The organism is Rhizobacter sp. P2_D12, assembly GCF_056404395.1.
Genome location: NZ_JBFUEB010000001.1, coordinates 123,551 through 148,860 on the forward strand (window position 1 = coordinate 123,551; position 25,310 = coordinate 148,860).

The 25,310-nt window shown below is 68.6% G+C and carries 22 protein-coding genes; 10 read left to right on the plus strand and 12 right to left on the minus strand.

The features are described 5' to 3' along the window. Window positions 1-17: 17 nt before the first annotated feature. The 4 genes from AC1DYN_RS00565 to AC1DYN_RS00580 are packed head-to-tail and all read right to left on the minus strand — an operon-like array spanning window position 18 to window position 4,697. On the minus strand, window positions 18-1,244 hold the full coding sequence (locus tag AC1DYN_RS00565; RefSeq protein WP_477957132.1) for a M20 family metallopeptidase: 1,227 nt from the start codon (window positions 1,242-1,244) through the stop codon (window positions 18-20). Beyond that, window positions 1,241-3,001: a 2-oxo-4-hydroxy-4-carboxy-5-ureidoimidazoline decarboxylase gene (gene uraD / locus AC1DYN_RS00570; protein WP_477957133.1), complete on the minus strand. Its 1,761-nt coding sequence runs from the start codon at window positions 2,999-3,001 to the stop codon at window positions 1,241-1,243. The genes AC1DYN_RS00565 and uraD overlap by 4 nt, the downstream gene beginning before the upstream one ends. Continuing rightward, entirely contained in the window at window positions 2,998-3,951 is a 954-nt protein-coding gene (gene puuE / locus AC1DYN_RS00575) for an allantoinase PuuE (RefSeq protein ID WP_477957134.1), read from the minus strand. Before puuE ends, uraD begins: the two co-directional genes overlap by 4 nt. Further along, a complete protein-coding gene (locus tag AC1DYN_RS00580) occupies window positions 3,951-4,697 on the minus strand; it encodes a GntR family transcriptional regulator (RefSeq protein ID WP_477957135.1) in 747 nt (248 codons plus the stop codon). Before AC1DYN_RS00580 ends, puuE begins: the two co-directional genes overlap by 1 nt. A 52-nt stretch (window positions 4,698-4,749) precedes the next feature. Between AC1DYN_RS00580 and uraH the strand changes: the two genes are divergently transcribed. Together uraH and AC1DYN_RS00590 are read left to right on the plus strand one after the other, a co-directional pair. Then, on the plus strand, window positions 4,750-5,106 hold the full coding sequence (gene uraH, locus AC1DYN_RS00585; protein WP_477957136.1) for a hydroxyisourate hydrolase: 357 nt from the start codon (window positions 4,750-4,752) through the stop codon (window positions 5,104-5,106). Window positions 5,107-5,111: 5 nt separating this feature from the next. Next, on the plus strand, window positions 5,112-6,311 hold the full coding sequence (locus AC1DYN_RS00590) for a urate hydroxylase PuuD (protein WP_477957137.1): 1,200 nt from the start codon (window positions 5,112-5,114) through the stop codon (window positions 6,309-6,311). A gap of 86 nt (window positions 6,312-6,397) precedes the next feature. Here the strand turns inward: AC1DYN_RS00590 and AC1DYN_RS00595 are convergent, their stop codons facing one another. Beyond that, window positions 6,398-8,590 (minus strand): tetratricopeptide repeat protein, encoded by a 2,193-nt coding sequence (locus AC1DYN_RS00595; protein ID WP_477957138.1) that lies wholly within the window; start codon window positions 8,588-8,590, stop codon window positions 6,398-6,400. Window positions 8,591-8,843: 253 nt separating this feature from the next. On the opposite strand from AC1DYN_RS00595, the gene AC1DYN_RS00600 reads away from it, so the two are divergent. Together AC1DYN_RS00600 and AC1DYN_RS00605 are read left to right on the plus strand one after the other, a co-directional pair. Next, a complete protein-coding gene (locus AC1DYN_RS00600; protein WP_477957139.1) occupies window positions 8,844-10,403 on the plus strand; it encodes a clostripain-related cysteine peptidase in 1,560 nt (519 codons plus the stop codon). Window positions 10,404-10,608: 205 nt separating this feature from the next. After that, complete coding sequence (locus tag AC1DYN_RS00605; protein WP_477957140.1) at window positions 10,609-11,019, plus strand: hypothetical protein; 411 nt, start codon at window positions 10,609-10,611, stop codon at window positions 11,017-11,019. Window positions 11,020-11,167: 148 nt separating this feature from the next. Here the strand turns inward: AC1DYN_RS00605 and AC1DYN_RS00610 are convergent, their stop codons facing one another. Next, on the minus strand, window positions 11,168-11,941 hold the full coding sequence (locus AC1DYN_RS00610; protein ID WP_477957141.1) for a TerC family protein: 774 nt from the start codon (window positions 11,939-11,941) through the stop codon (window positions 11,168-11,170). A gap of 89 nt (window positions 11,942-12,030) precedes the next feature. Here AC1DYN_RS00610 and AC1DYN_RS00615 point away from each other — a divergent pair, with 89 nt between their 5' ends. Continuing rightward, window positions 12,031-12,861, plus strand: a complete 831-nt coding sequence (locus AC1DYN_RS00615) for an urease accessory protein UreD (RefSeq protein ID WP_477957142.1) — start codon at window positions 12,031-12,033, stop codon at window positions 12,859-12,861. 19 nt (window positions 12,862-12,880) lie between these two features. Here AC1DYN_RS00615 and AC1DYN_RS00620 read toward each other — a convergent pair whose 3' ends face one another. Then, window positions 12,881-13,555, minus strand: a complete 675-nt coding sequence (locus AC1DYN_RS00620) for a glutathione S-transferase (protein WP_477957143.1) — start codon at window positions 13,553-13,555, stop codon at window positions 12,881-12,883. A gap of 234 nt (window positions 13,556-13,789) precedes the next feature. On the opposite strand from AC1DYN_RS00620, the gene AC1DYN_RS00625 reads away from it, so the two are divergent. From AC1DYN_RS00625 to AC1DYN_RS00645, 5 genes are all read left to right on the plus strand, one after another. After that, complete coding sequence (locus AC1DYN_RS00625) at window positions 13,790-14,512, plus strand: DUF4397 domain-containing protein (protein ID WP_477957144.1); 723 nt, start codon at window positions 13,790-13,792, stop codon at window positions 14,510-14,512. Between the two features lie 103 nt (window positions 14,513-14,615). Further along, window positions 14,616-16,028, plus strand: a complete 1,413-nt coding sequence (locus AC1DYN_RS00630; RefSeq protein ID WP_477957145.1) for a hypothetical protein — start codon at window positions 14,616-14,618, stop codon at window positions 16,026-16,028. Between the two features lie 133 nt (window positions 16,029-16,161). Continuing rightward, the gene (locus AC1DYN_RS00635; protein WP_477957146.1) at window positions 16,162-17,214 is read left to right on the plus strand and encodes a DUF2278 family protein; all 1,053 of its coding nucleotides are present in this window, start codon (window positions 16,162-16,164) and stop codon (window positions 17,212-17,214) included. Window positions 17,215-17,233: 19 nt separating this feature from the next. Continuing rightward, the gene (locus tag AC1DYN_RS00640; protein ID WP_477957147.1) at window positions 17,234-18,904 is read left to right on the plus strand and encodes a phospholipase D-like domain-containing protein; all 1,671 of its coding nucleotides are present in this window, start codon (window positions 17,234-17,236) and stop codon (window positions 18,902-18,904) included. Window positions 18,905-19,004: 100 nt separating this feature from the next. Then, window positions 19,005-19,289, plus strand: a complete 285-nt coding sequence (locus AC1DYN_RS00645; protein ID WP_477957148.1) for a hypothetical protein — start codon at window positions 19,005-19,007, stop codon at window positions 19,287-19,289. A 205-nt stretch (window positions 19,290-19,494) separates the two neighbouring features. Here the strand turns inward: AC1DYN_RS00645 and urtE are convergent, their stop codons facing one another. The 5 genes from urtE to urtA form a co-directional block, all read right to left on the minus strand. Beyond that, the gene (gene urtE / locus AC1DYN_RS00650) at window positions 19,495-20,187 is read right to left on the minus strand and encodes an urea ABC transporter ATP-binding subunit UrtE (RefSeq protein WP_477957149.1); all 693 of its coding nucleotides are present in this window, start codon (window positions 20,185-20,187) and stop codon (window positions 19,495-19,497) included. A gap of 3 nt (window positions 20,188-20,190) precedes the next feature. Continuing rightward, the gene (urtD, locus tag AC1DYN_RS00655) at window positions 20,191-21,084 is read right to left on the minus strand and encodes an urea ABC transporter ATP-binding protein UrtD (RefSeq protein WP_477957150.1); all 894 of its coding nucleotides are present in this window, start codon (window positions 21,082-21,084) and stop codon (window positions 20,191-20,193) included. After that, window positions 21,081-22,217 carry an urea ABC transporter permease subunit UrtC gene (gene urtC / locus AC1DYN_RS00660; protein ID WP_477957151.1) on the minus strand — a complete coding sequence of 379 codons (1,137 nt, stop codon included), beginning with the start codon at window positions 22,215-22,217 and terminating at the stop codon, window positions 21,081-21,083. The genes urtD and urtC overlap by 4 nt, the downstream gene beginning before the upstream one ends. Next, window positions 22,214-23,836 (minus strand): urea ABC transporter permease subunit UrtB, encoded by a 1,623-nt coding sequence (urtB, locus tag AC1DYN_RS00665; RefSeq protein ID WP_477957152.1) that lies wholly within the window; start codon window positions 23,834-23,836, stop codon window positions 22,214-22,216. Before urtB ends, urtC begins: the two co-directional genes overlap by 4 nt. 145 nt (window positions 23,837-23,981) lie before the next feature. Beyond that, window positions 23,982-25,250 (minus strand): urea ABC transporter substrate-binding protein, encoded by a 1,269-nt coding sequence (urtA, locus tag AC1DYN_RS00670; protein ID WP_477957153.1) that lies wholly within the window; start codon window positions 25,248-25,250, stop codon window positions 23,982-23,984. Window positions 25,251-25,310 lie beyond the last annotated feature (60 nt).

Below are 25,310 nucleotides of genomic sequence, written 5' to 3' on the forward strand. Positions count from 1 at the left end.
AATCCGGGAGTCGTGAATCAATTCAACAGGTCGAGCAAGGTCCGCGCCACCACCTTCGTCGCGCGCCGCAAATCGTCGAGCACCACATGCTCGTCCGCGCGCTTCGCGTTGCTCTCGAACACCGTGCGCGGCCCGGCCCCGTAGATCACCGCCGGCACGCCGTGCGCGCTGTACAGCCGCACGTCGGTGTACAGCGGCGAGCCCGACGTGGGGATCGCCTCGCCGAACACCTCCTGCCCATGGCGCTGCAAGGCCTCGACCAGCGGCCGGTTGCCCGGCAAGGGCTTCAGCGCCTCGGCCAGCAGCAGCCGGCGGATGTCGACCGTGATGCCCGGCACCTGCGCCGCGGCCTCGGCGATCACCGCGCGCAGCGCCGCCTCCACCTCCACCGGGTTCTCTTCCGGGATCATCCGGCGGTCGAGCTTGAGCACCACCTTGCCCGGCACCACATTGGTGTTGGTGCCGCCTTCGATGCGCCCCACATTGAGGTACGGGTGGCGGATGCCCGGCACCTTCGACGTGACCTGCCGGTACAGCGCGTTCTGCGCATACAGCGCGTTCAGCAGCGCGACCGCGCCCTGCAGCGCATCGATGCCGGTGTCGGGGATCGCGGCATGCGCCATCCTGCCGTACACCGTCACCTCCATCTGCAGGCAGCCGTTGTGCGCCGTGACCACCTGGTAGCTGAAGCCGGCCGCGATCAGCAGGTCGGGCTTCGTGAGCCCGTGCGCGAGCAGCCAGCCGGGGCCCAGCTCGCCGCCGAACTCCTCGTCGTACGTGAAGTGCAGCTCGACGCCGCCGCGCAGCGCCAGGCCCAGCGATTCGAGCGCGCGCACCGCGAAGCTGTAGGTCGCGAAATCGCTCTTGCTGACGGCCGCGGCCCGGCCGTACAGCCGGCCCTCCGCGATCTCGCCGCCATAGGGATCGTGCTGCCAGCCCTCGCCCGGCGGCACCACGTCGCCATGGGCGTTCAGCGCCACGGTGCGGCCTGCGCCGTAGCGGCGGCGCACGATCAGGTTGGTGATCGACTGCAGCCCGCCGGCCTGCACCTCGGCGGCCGGCACCGGATGGCGTTCGGCCTCCAAGCCGAAGCCGGCCAGCAAGGCCGCGGTGCGCTCGGCATGCGGCGCGTTGTCGCCGGGCGGGGTGTCGGTCGGCACCTGCACCAGGGCCTGCAGGAAGCGGACTTCCTCGTCGAAGTGCGTGTCGACCCACGCATCGAGTCGCGCGTAGCGGTCGTTCATTGTTCGTCCAGGTGATCCAGCAGGTGCTGGAAGGCTTCGACGCACAGCTGTGCGTCATGGTTGGTGATGGTCTCGAGCGGGTTGTGGCTGATGCCGGAGTTGCCGCCGCGCAGGAACAGCATCGCCTGCGGCATCACCTCGTGCAGCTTCATCGCGTCGTGGCCGGCACCGCTGGGCATGCGGTGCACCGGCAGGCCGGCCGCCTTCACTGCCGCCTCCCAGCGCGCCTGCCACGCGGGGGCGCTGGGCGCGGCGGCGGCGCGCAGCGTCTCTTCGAGCGTGTGGTGCAGGCCGCGGCGCAGGCAGATCTGTTCCAGCTCGGCGACGACGTCGCGCGCCAGCGCATCGCGCGCCTCGTCGGTGGTGGCGCGCAGGTCGAGGCTGAACTGGCAGCGGCCCGGCACCACGTTGATCGAGCCGTTCGGCACGCCCAGCTGGCCGACGGTGCCGACCAGGTCGGGCTGCGCGGCGGCCCGCTCCTCGACGTACAGCGCCAGCTCGGCCACCGCGGTGGCCGCGTCGCGGCGCCGGTCCATCGGCGTCGTGCCGGCGTGGCTGGCCATGCCGACCACCTCGCCCAGGTAGCGCACGCTGCCGTTGATCGACGTGACGATGCCCAGCGGCAGGTCGAGCTCGTTGAGCACCGGCCCCTGCTCGATGTGCACCTCGACAAAGCCGAGGTAGCGCGCCGGATCGCGCTTCACCGCGGCAATGCGCGCCGGATCGAGGCCGGCCGCGCGCATCGCATCGCGCATGGCCACGCCGTCGGCGTCGCGCTGGTCGAGCCAGCGCACGTCGAACTGGCCGATCAGCGCGCCCGAGCCGAGGAAGGTGGCCTTGTAGCGCTGGCCCTCCTCTTCGGCGAATCCGACCACCTCGATGCCGTGCGCCAGCCGACGGCCGGCGCGGTGCAGCTCGCGCACGCACACCAGCGGCACGAAGATGCCGAGCCGGCCGTCGTACTTGCCGCCGTTGCGCACGGTATCGAAGTGCGAGCCGGTCAGCAGCCGCGGTGCCTGCACGTCGGTGCCGTGGTACACGCCGACCACGTTGCCGACCGCATCGATGCTCACCTCGTCGAAGCCGCAATCCTTCATCCAGCGCACCAGCTGGCGCTGGCACGCGAGATGTGCGTCGGTCAGGTAGGTGACGGTCAGCTGGCCGCGCTCGGCGTAGCCGGGGTCGCTGTGCTGCGCCAGCAGTTCGGCGCAATCCCACACCTGGTTGCCGAGCGTGGGCGTGCTGCCGAACTTGTCATCCAGCCGCAGTTCGGCGATGCGGTGGATCTGGCGCAGGCACTCGGCCAGCTCGAAGCCGGCATCGTGGCCGTCGGCACGCCGCGCGAAAGTCTCGATGACCTGCGCGCGCGTCAGGCCGCTGCCGCGCGGGCCGCGCACCGCCAGGATGAAGGGCCAGCCGAAGCGCTCGCGGTACGCGGCATTCAGGGCCTGCATCCGCGCGTACTCGTCGGGCGAGCAGTGCGTGAGACCGGACACCGACTGCTCGCTCGCCGATTCGTGCGTCAGCGCGACGCGCGCCTTGCCGGCCAGCTCGGGGTGGGCGCGCACCAGCGCCAGCTGCTCGTCGCGCGTCGCGTCGCGCACCACCTGCACCAGCGCATGCTTGAGCTGCGCCAGGCTCGCGAACGGCGCAGCGGCTGCCGCGCGCTCGGCGATCCACGGCGAATGCTCGTACACGCCGTCCAGCAGCGCGGCGAATTCGCCCGGGGCCGCGTCGTTCAACTGCTGCAGCTTCATTTCCACACCCAGGCGTTGTCGGGGTTGAACGGATGCACGTCCTTCCAGTGGCGTGCGATGTCGACGCGGCGGCAGATCCAGACGCGGTCGTGCGATTCGACATGGTCGAGGAAGCGCTGCAAGGCCTTGAAGCGGCCCGGCCGCCCGAGCAACCGGCAGTGCATGCCCACGCTCAACATCTTCGGCGCCTCGTCGCCCTCGGCGTACAGCACGTCGAAGCTGTCGCGCAGGTAGGTGAAGAAGTCGTCGCCGGTCGCGAAGCCCTGCGGCAGCGAGAAGCGCATGTCGTTGGTGTCCAGCGTGTACGGCACCACCAGGTGCGGCGCGAGGCTGCCGTCGGTCTTGCGCACCTGCAGCCAGAACGGCAGGTCGTCGCCGTAGTAGTCGCTGTCGTACTCGAAGCCGCCATAGTCGGCCACCAGGCGGCGCGTGTTCGGGCTGTCGCGGCCGGTATACCAGCCGAAGGCGCGCTCGCCGGTCAGCTTGTGGATGATGTCCATGCCGATGTCCATGTGCTGGCGCTCGGTGGCCTCGTCCATCTGCTGGTGGTGGATCCAGCGCCAGCCGTGGCAGGCGATCTCGTGGTCGAGCTCGACGAAGGCCTGCGTCAGCTCGGGGTGGCGCTCCAGCGCCATCGAGACGCCGAACACCGTCAGCGGCAGGCCGCGCTTCTCGAACTCGCGCAGCAGGCGCCACACGCCGGCGCGCGAGCCGTACTCGTAGATCGACTCCATCGACAGGTGGCGCGCCGGGTAGCTGGCCGGGTTGAACATCTCGGACAGGAACTGCTCGCTGCCGGCATCGCCGTGCAGCACGCTGTTCTCGCCGCCCTCTTCGTAGTTCAGCACGAACTGCACCGCGATGCGGGCGCGGCCCGGCCATTCGGCGTGCGGCGGGTGTTCGCCGTAGCCGGCGAGGTCTCGGGGGTAGGTGCGGTCGTTCATGGCCATCAAGGGGTTGCATGCGCCAGCAGCGCGCCGGCAAGGTCGGGTACGCGCGGGTCCAGGCGCAGGTTGCGCTCGACGCTGTCCAGGTGCGCCTGCATCAGGCGCACCGCGGCGCGCGCGTCGCGGCGCTCCAGCGCATCGACGATCGCGACGTGCTCGTCGAACGAATGCTCGGCCGAATGGGCCGACTGGTACATCAGCGAGATCAGCGACGAGCGCGAGACCAGGTCGGCCAGCAGCTCGGCCAGCACCTCGTTGCCCAGCATGCGCGCGAGCACCACGTGGAAGTCGGCCAGCAGCCGCGTGCGGCCGGTGACGTCGGTGCGCTGCACCGCCGCCTGCTCGGCCGCCAGGTGGGCGCGCAGCTCGGCGATCTGCGCGGCGTCGAGCGCATCGGCGGCGCGCCGCACCAGCGCCGACTCGACCATGTGCCGCACCTCGAACACCTGGCGCGCCTCTTCGACGCTGGGCTCGGCGACGCGCGCGCCGCGCGCCGGCTCGAGCGTGATCAGCTTGTCGCGGCTGAGCTGGTTGAGCGCCTGGCGCACCAGCGTGCGCGAGACCTTGAAGATGTCGGCGATCTTCTGCTCGGCCAGCTTGGTGCCGGGCGCCAGGCGCCGCTCGACGATGGCGGTGGTGATCGCGTCGACGATGCGCTGCGTGGTGTTGCCGTCGCCCGCGGCCGCGCGCCGGCCGGCAGGCCGGATCTGCTTCAGCGGGGTCGACTTGGCGGGGGCGGCGCGAGGCATGGACAGCGGATCGGTTGGCTCTCGGAGTCAAAGTGTATACACTTTCGCCACCATGGGAAAACTGACCACCCACGTGCTCGACACGATGAATGGCTGCCCTGCTGCCGGCATGGCGGTGCGGCTGTACCGCCTGGATGCCGCCAGCGTGCCGCAGCTGATGCGCAGCGTGCAGCTGGATGCCGACGGCCGCGCCGGCGGGCCGCTGCTGGAGGGCGCCGATTTCGTGCCCGGCCGCTACCGGCTGGTGTTCGAGCTGGCCGACTACTTCCGCGCGCGCGGCATCGTGCTGCCGGATCCGCCTTTCCTCGACAGCGTGCCGCTCGATTTCGGGCTGGCCGATGCGGCGGCGCACTACCACGTGCCGCTGCTCGCGAGCCCCTGGGCCTACTCCACCTACCGCGGCAGCTGAGGCGCATGGAAGCCTACGTCCTCGACTGGGTCAACCTGCTGCTGCGCTGGGCCCATGTGATCGTCGCGATCGCGTGGATCGGCTCGTCGTTCTACTTCGTCTTCCTCGACAACAGCCTGCTGAAGCCCGAGGCACCCGAGCTGAAGGACAAGGGCGTCGACGGCGAGCTGTGGGCGGTGCACGGCGGCGGCTTCTACAACCCGCAGAAGTACATGGTGGCGCCGAAGTCGCTGCCGGCGCACCTGCACTGGTTCTACTGGGAGAGCTACTCCACCTGGCTGACCGGCTTCGCGCTGTTCACGGTGCTCTACCTGTACCAGGCGGCCACCTTCCTGATCGACCCGCGCGTGCATGCGTGGGCGCCGGCCGCGGCGATCGCGGCGGCGCTCGGTTTCCTGGGGGTGTTCTGGCTGGTCTACGACGGCATCTGCCGTGCCTTCGGGCAGCGTGCCGACGGCGACCGCATCGTCGGCGCCGGCGTGGCGCTGTTCGTCGTGATCGCGTCGTGGCTGGCCTGCCAGCTGTTCGCCGGGCGCGCGGCCTTCCTGCTGGTGGGCGCGATGATGGCGACGGCGATGAGCGCCAACGTGTTCTTCTGGATCATCCCGGGACAGCGCACCGTGATCGCGCAGATGCGCGCCGGCCAGCCGGTCGACCCGGTGCACGGCCGGCGCGCCAAGCAACGCAGCGTGCACAACACCTACTTCACGCTGCCGGTGCTGGCGGCGATGCTCAGCAACCATTACGGCTTCCTGTACGGCGCACCGCACAACTGGGCGGTGCTGGTGCTGGTGATGGGGGCCGGCGCGCTGATCCGGCATGCCTTCGTCGTGCGGCACAAGGCGCTGGTGCAGGGCAGGCGGGTGCCGTGGGAATACGCGGCGGCGGGCACGCTGCTGCTGGTGGGCGTGGCGGTGTGGCTGGCGCCGGCGCCGGCGTCCAGCGCCAAGGCGGCGCCGGCTGTCACGTTTTCGCAGGTGCAGCAGGTGGTCGGCACGCGCTGCGCGATGTGCCACAACGAACAGTTGGCGAGCAAGGGCGTGCGGCTCGATTCGGCCGCGGCGATCTCGCAACATGCGCAGCAGCTGTACCAGCAGGCGGTGGTGCTGAAGCTGATGCCGCTGAACAACGCGACGCAGATCACCGACGAGGAGCGCGGGCTGCTGAAGCGGTGGTACGAAGCGGGAGCGTCCATCGCGCCTTGAGCGCCCCTCCCCACCTTCTGATCCCGTAGCCCGGATGCCAATCCGGGATGTGTGAATCACGATCCCCGGATTGGCATCCGGGCTACTCAATGCGGCAGCACGTAGCGCGTGCTCGGCCCGTTGCCGGTCTGTTCGAGCAGACCGAGTTGCGCCAGCGTGCTCAGGTGCTTGGAGGCAGTCGCCAGCCCCACGCCGCAGACCTTGGCATACATGCTCTTCTGGATCGAGCCGGCGCGAAACAGGTATTCCAGCAAGGCGATGCGACGCTGCTCCTGCAACAGTTCACCGGCTTGCCGCTGCCACTGCACGGCCAAGTTCTGTTCCCGCGTCAGCTCGCGGTTGAACGTCACCCGAAGTCCCTCGAGCTGGGCGGCGAACTGGTCGCCCAAGCCGTGCTTCCTGATCAATGACAAGGCGGCTTCGCGCTCCTTGCTCGATATGGCCAGGTAGGCGTTGGCGATGGCCAGGTGGGCGCTGACGTGCGCCTGGGGACCGACAGGCACAGCCAGCACCGCCCGATGGCGCTGCACATCGGCCATCTCCTCGAAATGGGCTGCAAACTCTTCGGGCAGCAGGCGGTCATAGGTTTGACCGTCCCGGGGGCCGAGAATCTCGGTCTTCAGGTTGCGCGTCGCTTCGACATGGGCTGGGTCGCTTTCGGCCGCCGGGCCCTTGAGCGCAGCGGCGGCATGGGCATCTCCCAGGTGCTCGTCTTGCGCGTCCTGCCCGATCTGAAAACGCTTGTAGTGCGCCTCGGCCAGGTTGTAGTGGGCACGCCGCATGTGAAGCGGCAAGTTGGCCCCACGACCCGTCTCCAGGGCGAGCCGGTACTGCTCGATCGCCAGGTCATAGCGCCCTTGCCAGAAGTACGTGGCCCCCAGATTCAGGCGAGTACTGCTTTCCATCTCCGGCTCGAGCGAAATGCGCCTGCCGATGTCGAGGATGCGCTCCGAGCAGGCGATCGCGCGGTCGAAGTCCTTCGCCTCGCCGTGGATCAGGCTGAGGTTCAGGTACGTGATCAGGATGGACCGCTGGTCGCCCAGGCGTTCAAAGATGTTCAAGGCCCTGTGCTTGTGGGTCAACGCGCGCTGCAGGTCACCGGCTCGACGCCAGTACTCGCCCCAAGTCTGTTCCAGCATGCCGATCGCTTCGGGCTTCAGTGCGTGGTCGGCTCGCAGCTGTTCGGCCTTGTCGAGCACCGTCCGCGAGCGGGGGTCATTGCGCAGCACATGCAGCCAAGCCAGCTTGACGAGCGTCCCCAGATACTCCTGGACGGTCTGCGTTTCGTCGCCCTCGCCGGCCTGGCGCGCAATGCGAAGGAACTCGGCGCTGTCCTCGTAGCAGACGAAGGCGCGATCCGCATCGCGCAGCTCATAGAACTTGCCCAGCGCCCCGTAGGCCTTGCCGAGCATCAGCCTGTCGTCGGCCGCGCTGGCGATGCGCAATGCCTGCTCGTACGCCTGGCGTTCGCGTTCCTCTGCATTGCGCACCTGCCAGATGGAAGCCTGGGCCAGGCAGAGCGCGAAGCGAACCCGTGGCGGCAGCGCTTCGCCGGCCAGGCGCTCCAGCATCGCGTCGGTCTCGGGATCGGTGGCCAGTTCGATCCGGAATCGCTGCAGCAACTCGACCGCCGCATCCCAGTCTCTGGCCTGCAACTGATGCCACCACGCGGTGGGCGCATCGCGCAAGAGCAAGGCATCGCTTGCTTGCAGGCGATGCCAGTGCGTGCGCGCATCGGCCTCGTCGAGGCCGAGCCGCACATAGGCCTGCGACTGCGCCATGCGCCGCAAGACCTGCGTTTTCTCCCCGACCCGCAACGGGTCCATCAAGCCCTCGGCGATGAGGCGCCTGCCCTTGTCCAGGTAGCGGTAGAAGGTGCTGGGCCCGACGGCCCACAGCCCACAGAGGTTGTCGGCCGCCGACTCGTCAGCCCGACGGTGGTAGCGCTGGCGAAAGTCCGGCACCGGCGCAAAGCCGAAATGGCACATCACCGCGAGGAACGGGCGCCAACTGGTGCGCTCGATCCAGGCCTGGCTTTCGATGCCGGCAAGTTCGGTGTGCTGGTCCGGACGCAGTTGCAGCACCGCCCAGCGCAGCCACAGCGACACCGCATCGGCACTGGCGGACTCGCCTCGCAACGCGTCGCCCGACGTGCCCAGCACCGGCCTGAGGAACCTGCGGGAAAACCAGCGGGTGAATCGCGGCCTGCGCCGCAACAGTTCATCCAGCGTACCGGCCTTGTGGGCCGCCAGCGCCAGGGCGAGCAGCGCATCGACCACCGCAGCAGGCAGCAATGGACCGACGGGCGAGGCAAGGGACTGCAAATTAGGGGGGTGTCTCACCATGACAGACCTATCGTCTCTTGATCGTCTGGCGTTCCTGCCTCTGCGGCCACTTCAAGGGAGTGTGCATGCGAAAGGATCGCGGTTAGTGTAGCGACGCGCGGGTCACAGGTGCATGTTCGCACCTGCGCAGTTGCATCCGATTGCAGCAGCCGCGCGTCACATTGAGCCATCGACAAGAGGAGATCCCATGCCAACCCCCCGCTTGCTGCCCCGCGACACCCATTCCGCTGCGCGCGACAGCGTCGTGCTGGCGGTGTACGCGCCGTTCGGAAGCGATCCCGTGCTCAGCACCTTCCCGGACGGCAGCTCCCAGCAGCTCGCACAGCATCCGCTCGTCAAGAGCCTGCTGCAGATCGCGGGAAGCGGCATCCACGTGACGGCATTGATCGACCTGGCCGAGGACGACACCTACCTGATCGACGTCCCGGCGGGCCAGCCCGCCGCCATGCAGACGGTCTCGCGCTGGAAGCAGGACATGAGCTCACCGAACACGCTGGCCGGCTTCCTGCGCCATGCACACGAGCTGCAGGCCACGTCGGACGTGGTCCTGGCCCTCGAAGGCCACGGTGCCGGCTTCCTGCCCGAGATCGATCACAGCAAGCTCACCGTTGCCAATCTGACCTTGCAGGGGCAGGTCGAATGGCACATCACGAACGCTGGTGGGTCGCCCGTGCTGCCGCAAGGCTCGCCGATGCTGCCGCAGGGCTCCCCCATGCTGCCGCAGGGATCGCCGATGCTGCCTGCCAGCCAGATGCCCCTGTCCACCTGGGGCCTCGGCGAAGCCCTGAGGCAAGCCCTGGACGCCGGCGTCCCCAAGCTCGCGGCGATCCACTTCAACAACTGCTTCAACATGTCGGTCGAGGTGCTGCACACCGTGGCGCCCCATGCCGACTACGCCACCGGCTACGAGAACTACAACTTCTTCACCGCCGGCGCCGCCTACCCCGCGGTGTTCCAGAAGCTCGCGGCGGCCGGCAGCGCCACCGCGCAGCAGCTGGCCCAGTGGTTCGCCGACGGCAACAAGGACATCCTGGCCGCCAAGGGCAACCACCCCACCGTCGGCTGCGTGGTGCAGCTGGCGCGCCTGCAGGCCATCGTCGAGCGCATCGACGACCTGGCCGATGCACTGCTCGCGGCGCTGCGCACCTCCACGCCGGCGCAGCGCCCGGCCATCGTGCAGAAGATCCGCAACGCGATCCGCAAGGCCCAGCAGTTCGACACCAATGCCAACATGGACCTGGAGGCGCCCGACGAACTGACCGACATCGACAGCCTGGCGACCGAGCTGCTGGCCACCGACTTCGCACCCTTCAAGGTGCAGCAGGCCGCCGCCGGGCTGCGCGACGCGCTGAAGGACATCAAGCGCTACGGCGCCGCGGACGCCCCGTGGACCGACGCCGGCGAGTTCTGGGACTTCTCGTCGAAGAACCTCGCGATGAACATCTTCCTGCCCGACCCGCTGCTGCTCGGGCTGTGGGACTGGCGCTCGCCGTACTACCTCGACGTCAACCCCGACCCGACGCTGCCGCGCGTGCAGCCGCACATCATCGATTTCGTGAAGGTCACCGACTGGGTCGACTTCATCGTCGAATACCACAAGGGCCAGCCGTTCAAGGGCCTGCTGCCGGCGGCGATCCCCGAGTTCCCGGTGTTCAACGCGCGCTACGAACCGCCGAAAGGCCGCCGGCCCGACCCCTGCGGCGATGGCGACATCCCCAAGGGTGATGACAAACCGCGCGCCGCCTGAGCCGCCGACGCCCGTTCCCCCTCCCCCCGAAACCCCTGCGAGGCCCGTCCTCCCAGGGGTTTTCCGTTTCCGGCCGCCGCATCGTCTGGCCATCGTCTCGCCGGCCGGCCGATGCGCGCCCATCCGGGCGTGTCAATGGGAAGCCGTCGCCGATGGAATGCGGTCCATGGCATCCAACCACCCCACCCCGCATCAGGAGACGCACATGAAGTGGTATCTGTCCCTTCTCGGCGCGCTGGCCGTCTGGCGCATCACCCACCTGCTGAGCGCCGAGGCCGGCCCGCGCCGGCTGCTCGAGCGGCTGCGGCACTGGGCCGGCGAGACCTCGTCGCTGGCCTGCTTCTACTGCCTGAGCCTGTGGGTCTCGGTGCCGGTCGCGCTGGTGATCGGGCAGGACTGGCTGGAGCAGGTGCTGCTGTGGCTCGCGCTGTCGGCCACCGCGATCGCGCTCGACCTGCTGCTCGACACGATCAGCCGCAACAGCCTGCCCGAGGCACATGCCCAGGTCCTGACGCCTTCGGAGATGGCGGCGGCGATGGCGGCGCGCTACTTCGACGAGCCGGGCCACGACGAGCTGGCCGAGCCGCTCTTCACCCGCCCCGACGTCCGGCACTGAAGGAGGCCTGCCGTGCTGCCCTCGATCAAGCGCTGCCTCGCGGCCCTCGGGCCGGTGGCCATCCCGTTCGCCGACACCACGCCGGGCATCTGGCTGCTCGACACCCGCCCGCTGCCGTCTTCGGCAGCGGCGGCCGGCAAAGCCGCCGTCACGCCGCAGGAGGCACCGGAGGCTCATCCTCGCGCACATACGCGGCCTTCAGCTGCGCCGGGCGGGCGGAGCGGCGGCGCATCCGGATGTTGAGCATCTCGACCCCGAGCGAGAAGGCCATCGCGAAGTAGATGTAGCCCTTGGGCACGTGGTGATCGAACCCTTCGGCCACCAGCACCACGCCGACGACGACCAGGAACGACAGCGCCAGCATCTTGATCGTCGGGTGGTCGGACACGAAGCGGCCGATGGCGCCGGCGAACAGCATCATCAACCCGACCGAGGCCACCACGGCGGCCATCATCACCGCCACCTGGTCGACCATGCCGACCGCGGTGATGATGGAGTCGAGCGAGAACACCATGTCGACCACCATGATCTGCAGGATCACGGCCGTCATCGTGGCCTTCACCGCCGACGAGGCGCTGCCTTCCTCGCCTTCCATCGACTGGTGGATCTCGCCGGTGCTCTTCCAGATCAGGAACAGGCCGCCGGCGATCAGGATCAGGTCGCGGCCGGAGATCTCGTTGCCCCACACGGTAAACAGCGGCGCCGTCAGCCCGACCAGCCACGCGAGGATCAGCAGCAGGCCCAGGCGCATGAACATCGCCATGAACAGGCCGATGCGGCGTGCGAACTCGCGGCGCTCGCGCGGCAGCTTGTCGACCAGGATCGAGATGAAGACGATGTTGTCGATGCCCAGCACCAGCTCGAGCGCGGTCAGCGTCGCGAAGGCGATCCAGGCTTGCGGGTCGGAAAGGAGTTCGAGCATGGCGGGGTCCCGGAGCAGCGGCGGCACGCAGCATACCCGGCGGCGGCCCCTACACTGCACGCGGTCCGCATCCACCCCGAAAAGAACCCATGGCCTGGCACGGTCACCTGTCGCTGAACTACCGCCACGACGCCGGCCGCTGCGTCGTCCACGACCGCCACAGCGGCCCGCTGCGCGTGCTGCAAAGCCTGTACCCCGAGGGCGACGCGGTCTGCCACAACGTGCTGGTGCATCCGCCCGGCGGGCTGGTCGGCGGCGACGTGCTGGAGATCGACGTCGAGGTCGGCAGCGGCGCGCATGCCTTGATCACCACGCCCGGGGCGACGCGCTTCTACCGCAGCCTCGGCGAGACCGCGCTGCAGGCGCTCGCGGCGCGCGTGGCCGATGGCGCGCGCTTCGAGTGGCTGCCGCTGGAGACGCTGTGCTACCGCCGCACGCAGGCCGAGAACCGCATGCGCTTCGAGCTGGCGCCGCGCGCCGAGATGATCGGCTGGGACGTGCTGGCGCTCGGCCTGCCGGCCAGCGGCGAACTGTTCGACGAAGGCCGCTACACGCAGCAGATCGAGCTGCCCGGCGTGTGGCTGGAGCGCGGCACGGTCGACGGGCAGGACCGGCAGCTGCTCGATTCGCCGCTCGGTTTCGCCGGGCACAGCGTGCTGGCGACGATGTGGTTCGCCAGCGGCTCGGCCTTCGCGCCGGCGCGGCGCGAGGCCTTGCTCGAGGCGGCGCGCGAGCAGCTCGAGGCGCATGCGCTGCGCGACACCGCCGGCGCGACGGCGCCGCACGACGAGCTGGTGGTGCTGCGCGTGCTGGCGCACCGGGTGGAGCCGGCGATGGAGCTGCTGACCGGCGTGTGGAAGCGCTGGCGCGAGCTGGCCTGGGGCCTGCCGGCGCCGGTGCCGCGGGTGTGGCGCACCTGACGCGTCCGCCCGCGCACCGTCAGTCGTTCGCGAAGTCGTAGGGCCCGCCGCGCGCCAGCGCCCGCTGCCAGGCCGGCCGCGCGTGGATGCGCTTGAGCCACGCCATCAACTTCGGCCGGCTCGCATCCAGCCCGGCGCGCTGCGCCGAGGCCTCGACCGGGAAGCTCATCTGGATGTCGGCCGCGGTGAACTCCGGCCCGGCGAACCACTCGCTCTTGCCGAGCTCGGCTTCCATGAAATCCAGCTGGCGCTTCAGGTTGGGCTCCACCAGCGTCGCGAGCACCTTGCCGGCGATGCCCTTGGCGAGCGGCTTCATGAAGAACGGCATCGGCGCCTTCGGGATGCGGTCGAAGATCAGCTTGAGCAGCAACGGTGGCATCGCCGAGCCTTCGGCGAAGTGCAGCCAGTAGGTGAAACGCAGCCCGTCGGGCGTGCCCGGCGCCGGCTCGAGCCGGCCCTGGCCGTGGCGCGACAGCAGGTACTCGATGATCGCGCCCGATTCGGCCACCGTCGTGCCGTCTTCGGTGATCACCGGCGACTTGCCCAGCGGGTGCACCGCCAGCAGCTCGGGCGGCGCCAGCATCGTCTTCCGGTTGCGCTGGTAGAACGTGATGTCGTAGGGCAGGCCCAGCTCTTCGAGCAGCCACAGCACGCGCCGCGAGCGCGAGTTGTTCAGGTGATGGACGACGATCATGCGGCTTCCTCGGTGGGGCGGTGGCGCGCATTGTGTGCGCAAGCGCCATCCGACACCGCGGTCCCGTGCAAAGCGGCGCCTTGTCCGACACGAGGTTCAGGCACGCCCCACAGTGGGTCGCCGCGTCTGCCGACAGTGCGCCGGATGCACCAAACATAGAGTCGCTGCACCGATTCACTGAAAGGCAGGCTCATCATGCACAAAGGTCTCAAATTCCTGTTGGCGTTCGCTCCGATGCTGTTGGTCGCCGCGTGCGGCGGCGGGGATGACAGCATCGACGACCGGCTCGACATCGCCGACCCGAAGGTCCGTTTCATCCACGCGATCCCGGCCGGCCCGAACGTCACGCTGTACCGCAATGCCGACATCTCGGGCGGCGTCAACGACGTGCCCTACCTGTATGCGTCGAAGTACTTCACCGTCGACACCGCCCCTGCCGACTACACCGTGAAGACGACCACCGGCGGCGTGACCGTCGGCGCGATCAACTTCAACCCGACGCGCGGCAACAAGTTCACGCTGATCGCGGTGCCCGGCGAGGCCACCACGACCAACCTGCTGTTCATCAACGACCCGTACGACAAGGAACTGACCGCCAACAACGCCCGCGTGCGCATCGTCAACGGCTCGTTCAACGCGCAGAACGTGGACGTCTACCTGACCGCGGCGAACGTCGACATCGCCACCGTCGGCCCGAACTTCGCCGCTGCCGCCTACAAGAGCGCGGTGCCGGCGTCGAGCGCCAACTCGGTGGACTTCACCGCCGGCGCGTATGTCATGCGCGTGACGCTGGCCGGCAGCAAGACGGTGATCTTCACCGCGCCGGTCAACGTGCAGACCAACGCCGACCTGCTGCTGATGACGGTGCCGAACAGCCTCGCCGTCAACGACGTGAAGGTGCTGGAAGTGATCGCCGACAATGGCCAGCCCAGCACCGAGATCCTGAACCAGCCCTGACGCTCCGGCTGAACGGTTGAACGGCCCGCTTCGGCGGGCCGTTTTCATGGGCGGACCGCCCCGCGGCTCGGATACGCTCTGGCGCTGGCGAGGAGCTTCCCCGATGGCGATCCAATCCCGTACGGCCCGAGACAGGGCCGGCAAGTCAGGCAAGAGTTCAGACAAGAACGCAGGCAAGAGCCCCGGCAGGCCCGCCAACGCGGCCAGCCCGCGCGTGGCGCTGCTGTGCCTGTTGATCGCGCTGCTGCTGATCGCGCTCGACCTGCGCGTCAGCCAGCGCGCCGGCGAACTGAACGGCCCGGGCGCGCTGGCCGTGCAGTCCGATGCCTCGCAGGCCTGGCTGGCGGTGGATGGCGAGATCTGGGCCTTCGACGCCACCGGCCGGCGCCGCGCCCGCGCCAACCTGGCCGAGATCGGGCTGGCCGGCGACATCTACAGCCTCGACTGGCACCCCGCGGCCGGCCTGCTGGCGCTGCGGCTGGACGACGACCCGCTGATCTACCTGGTCGACCCCGTCACGCTGAAACCGGCCGGCCGCATCGCGCTGCAGTGGCCGTCCGAACTGGCCCCCCATGCCGCGCGCGCGGTGCACCTGGCCTTTGCGGCCGACGGCCGCATCGCGGCCTCCACCGGCGGCGGGCATGCGGTGGCGCTGTTCGCCCGCGACGGCCGCTTCCTGGCCCGCAGCGCGCTCGGCATGTACCGCTTCACCAACGGCCTGTGGTGGGCCGGCGATTCGCTGTGGACCACCGACACCAACGGCCTGGTGCTGAAGCGGCTGGACGGCACCACGCTCGCGCTGCAACAGGAGGTGGAGACGCCGTCGCCGCGGCCCACGCGCTTCCTGGGCCTGGCGCGGGCCCATCCGCCCGAGGCGCAGGAGCCGGCGCCGTGGGCCACCGTGATCCGCTTCGGGCGCGACCGCATCGCCGGCGTGGTGGCCGACATCCTGCCCGGCGGCAGCGAGCTGCTGTTCTCGCAGACCGAGCGCATGGAGCCGCGCGACCTGGCCTGGCTGGGCCGCGAGCTGCTGGTGGTCGACGGGCACAGCCGCTCGGTGCTGCGCTGGAATGCCGCGCACCAGCCGCTCACGCCCTTCGGCGATGCCGACAGCCAGCGCGAGCTGCACGAGGCGGCCCAGCTGCAGCAGCGCCTGCACTGGCTGCACCAGGGCCTGACGGCCGCGGCGATCGGGCTGGTGGCGGCGGCCATCGTGCTGGTGTGGCATGCGCGGCGCGGGGCGCGCTCGTCGCGGCGCATCGCCGCCACGCCGCACTGGCGCGCGGTGCTGGCCTCGGCGCTGGTGCCGGGCCTGGGGCAATGGATGCGCGGCCACAACGGGACAGCGCTGGCCTGGTTTCTCGTGTGGTCGATGTACACGCTGGCGGCCAGCGTGCCGATGCTGTGGAACCTGCTCGGGCCGCGCACCGAGGTGTCGGTGCAGCAGGCGGCGGACGTGCTGGCGGTGCAGTTGCTGATCACCGCGTTCGCGGCACTCGAAGCGGCACGACGTTAGGGGGTAGGCCATCCACCATGTGGTGGATGACGGGCCGGATCGAGCGCCGCAAGCTGCCGTGAACGGCCGCCCGTCATCCCGGTGACATCGGGTTCTGTCACAACCAGGGCGAGCCGACCTCAAGGAGCTTGCCATGCCCATTGCCCAGTACGGCGTCCTGTGCGGACGCGCGATCGACCGCCAGCTTGGTTCCGGTGCCAAGCCGCACTACCAGGTCCATGTCATCGACGGCACCACCGACTACCGCATCGCCGTCAACGTGGCGTCGGCGCTGGCGCCGTCGGAGGTGGAGTACGTCATCGAGCCGCAGTTCAACCACCCGGTGCTGCAGAACCTGCTCGAGTTGCCGTCGGGCTGGCACGCGCTGGTGTCCAAGCCCGGCGGCGCGGCGCTGGACTTCATCCGCACCAACCTGTTCGATCCGCGCAAGATGGTGCCGCTGCCGATCAACGTGCCCGGCCCCGACAACGACCTGAACGAGAAGCTCGACCACTACGTGCAGCGCGCGATGTCCGACGAGGACGCGCGCGTCTATGCCTTCGGCCAGCGCTGGGGCCCGGAGGCCGGCAAGAAGGATGCGTACTTCGGCTTCCTGCCCGGCAACGGCGTGCACGACATCCACATGAACCAGGCCAACGTCGGCCAGTTCACGAAGGACGATGGCGTGTACCAGGACGGCGCGCTGCTGCTGCATTTTCCGTCGCAGGGCCAGTGGGTCGGCATCTTCCTGAAGTTCCAGTCGCAGACCTGGCACACCGACGACAAGACCGGGCACCAGACCGGCGTGGACACCAGCGGGCCGCCGTCGGACAACCCGCCCGCGCCCGGCCCCTTCATTCCCGGCAATCCGCCGACGCCGAACCAGCCGGACGGCATGCTGCGCATCGTCTCGGCGCTCGTGAACAGCGTGCAGTCGCCCGAGACCGAGACGGTGACGCTGCTGAACGTGACGCCCAGGCGCATCGAGCTGGCGGGCTGGAAGCTGCTGGACCGCAACAAGTCGGCGACGCCGCTGTCGGGCTCGATCGAGGCCGGCGAGACGCGGCGCTTCACGGTGACCGCGCCGATGGTGCTGTCGAACAAGGGCGGCGTGATCAGCGTGATCAACGGCGACGGGCTGCGCGTCGACGGCGTCACCTACAGCAAGGCCGAGGCGTCGCTGCCGGGCTATTCGGTCAAGTTCTGAACCGGCAAGGGAGAACACCATGCGCGTGCGCAACGAGAACGATGGCCTGACCGCGATGGCGGTGGCCGGCACCTATGTCGTGCTGCTGGGCTGGGACATGGCCGAGCAGGCCCTGCTCGACCAGGGCGTACTGGGCTTCGCGGTGTGCCGCGAGCGCGAGCGCGACGGCGAGCGCATCTGGCTCGCGGGCATGAAGACCTTCGAGCTGGTGGAGCCGTTCCCGGTGCCGGGCGAGCCGGTGTCGAGCTTCGTGCACCCGCTGCAGACCTTCCAGTGGTCGGACTACAGCGCGTCGCCCGACGAGCACTATGCGTACACCGTGGTCGCGATGACGGGCCAGCCGGGCGCGCTGGTGCGCGGGCCCGAGGTGACGCTGGCGGTGAAGACCGAGCGGGTGGACCAGGGCAAGCATGCGGTGTTCTTCAACCGCGGCGCGGTGGGCTCGCAGGAGTATGCGCGGCGCTTCCAGAACCGCCCGCCCGACGAGGTGGGGCCGTCGGCTTTCAAGTGGCTGTCGCGCGGGCTGGTGGAGGGGCTGGAGACCTTCATCGGCCAGGCCGGTGCGGGCGACGAACTGGTGGGCGCGTTCTACGAGTTCAAGAGCCCGCGCATCTACGACGCGCTGAAGGCGGCGCGCACGCGCGGTGCGGTGATCGCAGTGCTGTACGACGGCGACAGCCAGGGCGAGGGCAACGAGACGGCGCTCCAGGGCCAGGGCATGGACGGCATGGTGAAGTCGCGCGAGCACTCGGGCGGGTTTGCGCACAACAAGTTCATGGTGCTGCGGCGCGCCGGGGTGCCCAAGCAGGTGTGGACGGGATCGACCAACCTGAGCCGCAACGGCATGTTCGGCCATTCGAACAATGCACACATCGTGCGCGACGACGGCACCGCGGCGAACTACTACCAGTATTGGCTGCTGCTGAACAAGGACGAGACGCGCAAGCCGACGGCGACGAAGGCCGAGGCGCTGTCACCGTTGCCGGCGGACGGTTCGCCGCTGGATGCGCTGTTCTCGCCGCGGCCGGGGCTGGAGGCGCTGGACTGGTATGCGGGGCTGGCGGCCGGGGCGCAGCGCGGGGTCTTCATGACCTTCGCGTTCGGCATGAACAGCCGCTTCGTGCCGTCGTTCGACAAGACGGACGGCGTGATCCGGTTTGCGCTGATGGAGAAGAAGGGCACGGGCACCAGCTACAAGGCGCAGGCGGCAGAGATCGACCGCATCCGCAGGCACCCGAACGTGACGGTGGCGGTGGGCAACCACGTGGAGCTGAACACCTTCGACCGCTGGCTGGCCGAGCTGGACCGCATCGAGAACACGGCGCACGTGCTGTACGTGCACACCAAGTACATGCTAGTGGACCCGCTGGGCGACAACCCGACGGTGGTGGTGGGCTCGGCGAATTTCTCGGGCGCGTCGACGACCGACAACGACGAGAACATGCTGGTGATCCGCGGCGACACCGGTGTCGCCGACGTCTACCTGGGCGAGTTCATGCGGCTGTTCTCGCACTACGCGTTCCGCGAGTCGCTGCAGTTCAAGGGCGCCACGTCGGAGGCGAACGCGTTGTTGCGCAAGTACCTGGTGCCCACTGCGGCATGGATTCATGGAGGTGGCGGAGCCGGTCAGAGCTATTTCCGGGCGGGGTCGGACCGGGCGTTGCGAAGAGCGTACTTCTCGGGTCAGTGAGCTCGGGATTGCCGGCCAGCCGCCAGCACCCGGCCAGGATGGCGAAGATGTGCGAGAGGCGGTTGGCACCGATGAGCGCGCAGGCCAGCGCGAAGGAACCGTGGACGGCCGCCTGGTGGGTGAGTTCGTGCACGACCGCGACCTCTTTGGGACCGCGCGAGCCGCAGTAGAAGAGGTTGAAAAACATCGCCGCGACCGTGCCGAAGGCCAGGCAGATCAGCAGATCGAGGACCAGCCGGCGCAGGCTGGGCCCGGCTTGGACTGGAATGCACGGAGGCGGTGGCTCTTCGTCGACCTCAAAGAACATGGACATGGATGCTCTCCCTGGATCAAAGGAGCATCGAGCTTCGGGCGGGAAGGTGCAGGAAATATGCAGATGGGGTGATCTGGGGGTTTGTCCGGACCGCGCGAGGCGTGACCTCGTCAGCCAGCCAAGTCTGATTCAGCGCCACCTTCGCGAGATTGCGTCACTGCGTATGCACACGGCGGAGCATCCATAAGACGTTGGCTCATCGCTCTCAGCCCTTCAGTTCGATGCCTTCACGCACGCGCGGGGCGTGCCGGGTGGCGTGGAATTGGTCAGCATTTCCTCAGATCGACATGCGATCCCGCACGCCTTCGACTTCCATGTTCTGCCCCCGCCCGCGCTGGATGATCTCGCCGCGCTCCATCACGAGGTACTGGTCGGCCAGCTCGGCCGCGAAGTCGTAGTACTGCTCCACCAGCACGATGGCCATGGTCTTGCGATCGGCCAGCATGCGGATCACGCGGCCGATGTCCTTGATGATGCTCGGCTGGATGCCTTCGGTCGGCTCGTCCAGGATCAGCAGCTTCGGCCCCGCCGCCAGCGCACGCGCGATCGCCAGCTGCTGCTGCTGCCCGCCCGACAGGTCGCCGCCGCGCCGGTTGATCATCTGCTTGAGCACTGGGAACAGCTCGAACAGCTCAGCCGGGATCGGCGTGCCGCCGCTCTTGTACGCGAGCCCCATGCGCAGGTTCTCTTCCACCGTCAGGCGGCCGAAGATCTCGCGCCCCTGCGGCACGTAGCCCACGCCCTTGCGCACGCGCTCGTACGGCGTGTCGTGCGTGATGTCCGCCCCATCGAGCTGGATCGTCCCGGTCTTCACCGGCACCACGCCCATCAGGCTCTTCAGCAGCGTCGTCTTGCCGACGCCGTTGCGGCCCAGCACCACCGTCACCTCGCCCAGCTTCGCCTCGAAGCCCAGGTTGCGCAGGATGTGCGAACCGCCGTAGTACTGGTTGATGCCCTCGACCTTCAACATGACTCAGCGCCCCAGGTAGACCTCAACCACTTTGTCGTTCGCCTGCACGTCGGACAGCAAGCCTTCCGCCAGCACGCTGCCTTCGTGCAGCACCGTCACCTTCTTGCCGTTGCGCCCGTTCTGCGTCAGCTCGCCGATGAACTTCATGTCGTGCTCCACCACCACCAGCGAATGGTTGCCTTCGAGCGACAGGAACAGCTCCGCGGTGCGCTCGGTCTCCTCGTCGGTCATGCCGGCCACCGGCTCGTCCAGCAGCAGCAGCTTCGGGTCCTGCATCAGCAGCATGCCGATCTCAAGCCACTGCTTCTGCCCGTGCGACAGCAGCCCCGCCACGCGCTGCGCGCTGTCCTTCAGGTGGATCAGCGCCAGCATCGCGCCGATGCGGTCGAGCTGCTCGCCATCGAGCCGGAAGAACATCGACGAGCGCACGCCGCGGTCGGCCTTCAGCGCGAGCTCCAGGTTCTCGAACACCGTCAGCTGCTCGAACACCGTCGGCTTCTGGAACTTGCGGCCGATGCCGATCGACGCGATCTCGTTCTCGCGCAGGCGCAGCAGGTCGATGGTCGAGCCGAAGAAGGCCTTGCCGACGTCGGGCCGCGTCTTGCCGGTGATCACGTCCATCATCGTCGTCTTGCCGGCGCCGTTCGGGCCGATGATGCAGCGCAGCTCGCCGGCGCTGATCGACAGCGACAGCGCGTTCAGCGCCTTGAAGCCGTCGAAGCTGACTGTTATGTCGTCCAGGTACAGGATCGCGCCGTGCGTGGTGTCCAGCACGCCGTCCTGCACCACGCGGCCGTAGCTGGCCGCGCGGCCGCCCGACTGGCCCGCGCCGCCTTGCGCCTTGTGCGCCATCGCCTCGCGCACGCGCGCGCCGGCCTCCATCAATTCGGGCGTCATGCCTTCACCTCGCTCTTGTCCTTGCCGCCCAGCTTGCGCGCCAGCCCGACGATGCCTTGCGGCAGGAACAGCGTCACCGCGATGAACAGCGCGCCCAGGAAGTACAGCCAGAACTCCGGGAACACCTGCGTGAACCAACTCTTCGCGCCGTTGACGAAGAACGCGCCCAGGATCGGCCCGACCAGCGTGCCGCGCCCGCCCACCGCGGCCCAGATCGCGATCTCGATGCTGGCCGCCGGCGACATCTCGCCCGGGTTGATGATGCCCACCTGCGGCACGTACAGCGCGCCGGCAATGCCGCACATCACCGCCGAGATCACCCAGATGCTCAGCTTGTAGCGCAGCGGGTCGTAGCCGGTGAACATCACCCGGCTCTCGGCATCGCGGATGGCCTGCAGCACGCGGCCGAACTTGCTGCCCACCAGCCAGCGCGCCAGCAGGAAGAAGCCGATCAGCGCCAGGCCGGTCAGCACGAACAGCGTCATGCGCATCGAGGGCGTCGCGATCGGATGGCCCAGGATGCGCTTGAAATCGGTGAAGCCGTTGTTGCCGCCGAAGCCGGTCTCGTTGCGGAAGAACAGCAGCATCGCCGCATAGGTCATCGCCTGCGTGATGATCGAGAAGTACACGCCCTTGATGCGCGAGCGAAACGCGAAGAAGCCGAACACGAAGGCCAGCAGGCCCGGCACCAGCACGATCAGCAGCAGCGTCGCGAAGAAGCTGTCGCTGAAGGCCCAGTGCCATGGCAGCGTCTTCCAGTCGAGGAAGACCATGAAGTCGGGCAGGTCCGACTGGTAGTTGCCGTCGCGGCCGATCTGGCGCATCAGGTACATGCCCATCGCATAGCCGCCGAGCGCGAAGAACACGCCGTGGCCCAGCGACAGGATGCCGGTGTAGCCCCAGATCAGGTCCATCGCCAGCGCGCAGATCGCGTAGCACATGATCTTGCCGATCAGGCTGATCGCGTAGTCGCTCAGGTGCAGCGCGCTGCCTTGCGGCACCGCCAGGTTCAGCACCGGCGCGAGGATCACCACGGCGACCAGCGCGATGAAGATGCCGCTCCAGGCCTTCAGCGACAGCAGGCTGGTGCCCGGGCCGACGGGCCGCGAGGGGGAAGGAAGAACCGCGCTCATGCTTCAGCACTCCGGCCCTTCATCGCGAAGATGCCCTGTGGCCGCTTCTGGATGAAGATGACGATGAACACCAGCACCATGATTTTCGCGAGCACGGCGCCCTGCCAGCCTTCGAGCAGCTTGTTCAGCACGCCCAGGCCCAGCGCCGCATACACGGTGCCGGCCAGCTGGCCCACGCCGCCCAGCACCACCACCATGAACGAGTCGACGATGTAGCCCTGCCCCAGGTCCGGCCCCACGTTGCCCACCTGCGACAGCGCACAGCCGGCCAGCCCCGCGATGCCCGAGCCGAGCGCGAACGCATAGGTGTCCACGCGGGCGGTGTTGACGCCCATGCAGGCCGCCATCTTGCGGTTCTGCGTGACGCCGCGCACGAACAGGCCGAGGCGGGTGCGCGCGATCAGCAGCGCCACGCCGGCCAGCACCAGCACCGCGAAGATCACGATCGCGATGCGGTTGAACGGCAGCGTCAGGTTGCTCAGCACCTGCACGCCGCCCGACAGCCAGGCCGGGTTCTCGACCTGCACGTTCTGCGCGCCGAAGATCGAGCGCACGCCCTGCATCAGCACCAGGCTGATGCCCCAGGTGGCCAGCAGCGTCTCCAGCGGGCGGCCATAAAGCCAGCGGATCACGCTGCGCTCCAGCACCGCGCCGACCAGCGCCGCCGCCAGGAACGAGGCCGGGATCGCGACGATCACGTAGGCGTCGAACAGCCCCGGCAGGTGCGACTTGAAGAGGTTCTGCACCACGTAGGTGGCATAGGCGCCGATCATCATCAGCTCGCCGTGCGCCATGTTGATGACGCCCATCAGGCCGTAGGTGATCGCCAGGCCCAGCGCCACCAGCAGCAGGATGCTGCCCAGGCTGACGCCGGTGAACAGCACGCCCAGGCGCTCGCCCCACGCGAGGCGTGCGTCGATCGCGCCGAGCGCGATGCCGAGCTGGCTGCGGATGTCGGCGTCGCCCTCGCCGCCTTCGGCCGCGGGCTTCAAGCGTTCGAGGATCAGTGTCTTGGTGGCCGGCGTCAGGCTGCCGGCCAGCGCCTTCGCGGCCTCGAGCCGCTTGGCCGGGTCGCTGGCCGACACCAGGATGGCGGCGCGCACCTGGTTCAGCTGCTCCTTCAGCGCGGCATCGGTCTCGGCGGCGAGCGCCTTCTCGATCAGCGGCAGCCGCGCCTCGTCGGCTTCCTCCTTCAGCGCCTTGACCGCGGCGCGGCGCTCGTCCAGGTCGCGCGAGAACAGCTTCAGCGCGGCCATCGCCCCGTCGAGCTCGCGGCGCATCTGGTTGCTGTTGATCACGTCCTCGGCGCCGTCGGGCAGGCGCGCGGCGGCGCCGGTGGCGGCGTCGGTCACCTTGTCGCCATGCACGATGAACACCTTGTCGCCGGCCAGCTTGACTTCGTCGTCGAGCATCGCCTGGACGAAAGCGGCCAGACCGTCGTCGCCGCGCGCGAGCGAAGACTGCAACGCAGCGATGCGCTCTTCGTTCTCGCCCTTGGCGAGCGCGAGTGCCTGCGGTGGCGTCAGCGCGTGGCTGGCGACCGGCAAGGCGAGCGCGAACAACGCCCAGGCCACCATCGCCAGGCTGCGCCACAAGAAGTTCGGCAGACGTTCCGTCATCACAACTCGTCAAAAGAGGGTCAGGCCGCCAAAGAGAGAAGCGGCCGCGCAGCAGGCCGCTCCATCCAGCAACTCCCGCGGAACCGGCTTTGCCGGGCCGCTGGGAGGCGCCCCTCGGGGGCAGGAGCGAAGCGACTGGGGGGCCCTATTTCTGGGGTTCGTCTTTCTTCTTGTCGTTGCCTTCGATGTACGGGCTCCACGGCTTGGCCTTCACCGGGGCCGGGGTCTTCCACACGACGTTGAACTGGCCGTCGGCCTTCACCTCGCCGATGAAGACGGGCTTGTGCAGGTGGTGGTTCTTGGCATCCATGGTCGACACGAAGCCGCCCGGGGCCGGAAAGGTCTGGCCGGCCATCGCGGCGATGACCTTGTCGGTGTCGGTGCTGCCGGCCTTCTTGACCGCCTGCGCCCACATGTGGATGCCGATGTAGGTGGCTTCCATCGGATCATTGGTCAGCGGCTTGTCGGCACCCGGCAGGTTCTTCGCCTTGGCGTACTCGGCCCACTGCTTCTTGAAGGCGTCGTTGGTCGGGTTCTTGATCGACATGAAGTAGTTCCATGCCGCCAGGTGGCCCACCAGCGGCTTGGTGTCGACGCCGCGCAGCTCTTCCTCGCCGACCGAGAAGGCCACCACCGGCACGTCGGTCGCCTTCAGGCCCTGGTTGCCCAGTTCCTTGTAGAACGGCACGTTGGAGTCGCCGTTGATGGTGGAGATGACGGCCGTCTTGCCGCCGGCCGAGAACTTCTTGATGTCGGCGACGATGGTCTGGTAGTCGCTGTGGCCGAACGGGGTGTACTTCTCGTCGATGTCCTTGTCGGCAATGCCCTTGCTCTTCAGGAAGGCGCGCAGGATCTTGTTGGTGGTGCGCGGGTAGACGTAGTCGGTGCCCAGCAGCACGAAGCGCTTGGCGCCGCCGCCGGCCTTGCTCATCAGGTATTCCACTGCGGGGATGGCCTGCTGGTTGGGCGCGGCACCGGTGTAGAACACGTTCTTGCTGAGCTCTTCACCCTCGTACTGCACCGGGTAGAACAGCAGGCCGTTGAGTTCCTCGACCACCGGCAGCACCGACTTGCGCGACACGCTGGTCCAGCAGCCGAACATCACGGCAACCTTGTCCTGGCTGATCAGCTGCTTGGCCTTCTCGGCGAACAGCGGCCAGTTCGAGGCCGGGTCGACGACCACGGGCTCGAGCTGCTTGCCGAGCACGCCGCCCTTGGCATTGATCTCCGCGATGGTCATCAGGGCCGTGTCCTTGAGCACGGTCTCCGAGATCGCCATCGTGCCCGACAGCGAGTGCAGGATGCCGACCTTGATGGTGTCGGCGGCCTGCGCGAACAGCGGCAGGCCGAGGGCGGCGACGCCGAGCGACACGGCGCTCAGCGACGCGGCGAAATTGCGGCGGGATGACTTCATGGACGAACGCTCCTGTGGGTTGTGTCTCGCGTCCCTCGTTGCTTGGGGACGGACGGACGC

Excerpts from the sequence above, each read along its gene's own strand:
- puuE (WP_477957134.1), bottom strand. The coding sequence starts at position 3,951 with ATGGCCATGAACGACCGCACCTACCCCCGAGACCTCGCCGGCTACGGC.
- AC1DYN_RS00605 (WP_477957140.1), top strand. The coding sequence starts at position 10,609 with ATGAAGTGGTATCTGTCCCTTCTCGGCGCGCTGGCCGTCTGGCGCATC.
- urtC (WP_477957151.1), bottom strand. The coding sequence starts at position 22,217 with ATGAGCGCGGTTCTTCCTTCCCCCTCGCGGCCCGTCGGCCCGGGCACC.
- urtA (WP_477957153.1), bottom strand. The coding sequence starts at position 25,250 with ATGAAGTCATCCCGCCGCAATTTCGCCGCGTCGCTGAGCGCCGTGTCG.
- AC1DYN_RS00590 (WP_477957137.1), top strand. The coding sequence starts at position 5,112 with ATGGAAGCCTACGTCCTCGACTGGGTCAACCTGCTGCTGCGCTGGGCC.
- AC1DYN_RS00630 (WP_477957145.1), top strand. The coding sequence starts at position 14,616 with ATGGCGATCCAATCCCGTACGGCCCGAGACAGGGCCGGCAAGTCAGGC.
- AC1DYN_RS00620 (WP_477957143.1), bottom strand. The coding sequence starts at position 13,555 with ATGATCGTCGTCCATCACCTGAACAACTCGCGCTCGCGGCGCGTGCTG.
- uraH (WP_477957136.1), top strand. The coding sequence starts at position 4,750 with ATGGGAAAACTGACCACCCACGTGCTCGACACGATGAATGGCTGCCCT.
- AC1DYN_RS00635 (WP_477957146.1), top strand. The coding sequence starts at position 16,162 with ATGCCCATTGCCCAGTACGGCGTCCTGTGCGGACGCGCGATCGACCGC.
- AC1DYN_RS00640 (WP_477957147.1), top strand. The coding sequence starts at position 17,234 with ATGCGCGTGCGCAACGAGAACGATGGCCTGACCGCGATGGCGGTGGCC.
- AC1DYN_RS00625 (WP_477957144.1), top strand. The coding sequence starts at position 13,790 with ATGCTGTTGGTCGCCGCGTGCGGCGGCGGGGATGACAGCATCGACGAC.
- urtE (WP_477957149.1), bottom strand. The coding sequence starts at position 20,187 with ATGTTGAAGGTCGAGGGCATCAACCAGTACTACGGCGGTTCGCACATC.
- AC1DYN_RS00600 (WP_477957139.1), top strand. The coding sequence starts at position 8,844 with ATGCCAACCCCCCGCTTGCTGCCCCGCGACACCCATTCCGCTGCGCGC.
- urtB (WP_477957152.1), bottom strand. The coding sequence starts at position 23,836 with ATGACGGAACGTCTGCCGAACTTCTTGTGGCGCAGCCTGGCGATGGTG.
- AC1DYN_RS00580 (WP_477957135.1), bottom strand. The coding sequence starts at position 4,697 with ATGCCTCGCGCCGCCCCCGCCAAGTCGACCCCGCTGAAGCAGATCCGG.
- uraD (WP_477957133.1), bottom strand. The coding sequence starts at position 3,001 with ATGAAGCTGCAGCAGTTGAACGACGCGGCCCCGGGCGAATTCGCCGCG.
- AC1DYN_RS00565 (WP_477957132.1), bottom strand. The coding sequence starts at position 1,244 with ATGAACGACCGCTACGCGCGACTCGATGCGTGGGTCGACACGCACTTC.
- AC1DYN_RS00615 (WP_477957142.1), top strand. The coding sequence starts at position 12,031 with ATGGCCTGGCACGGTCACCTGTCGCTGAACTACCGCCACGACGCCGGC.
- urtD (WP_477957150.1), bottom strand. The coding sequence starts at position 21,084 with ATGACGCCCGAATTGATGGAGGCCGGCGCGCGCGTGCGCGAGGCGATG.
- AC1DYN_RS00610 (WP_477957141.1), bottom strand. The coding sequence starts at position 11,941 with ATGCTCGAACTCCTTTCCGACCCGCAAGCCTGGATCGCCTTCGCGACG.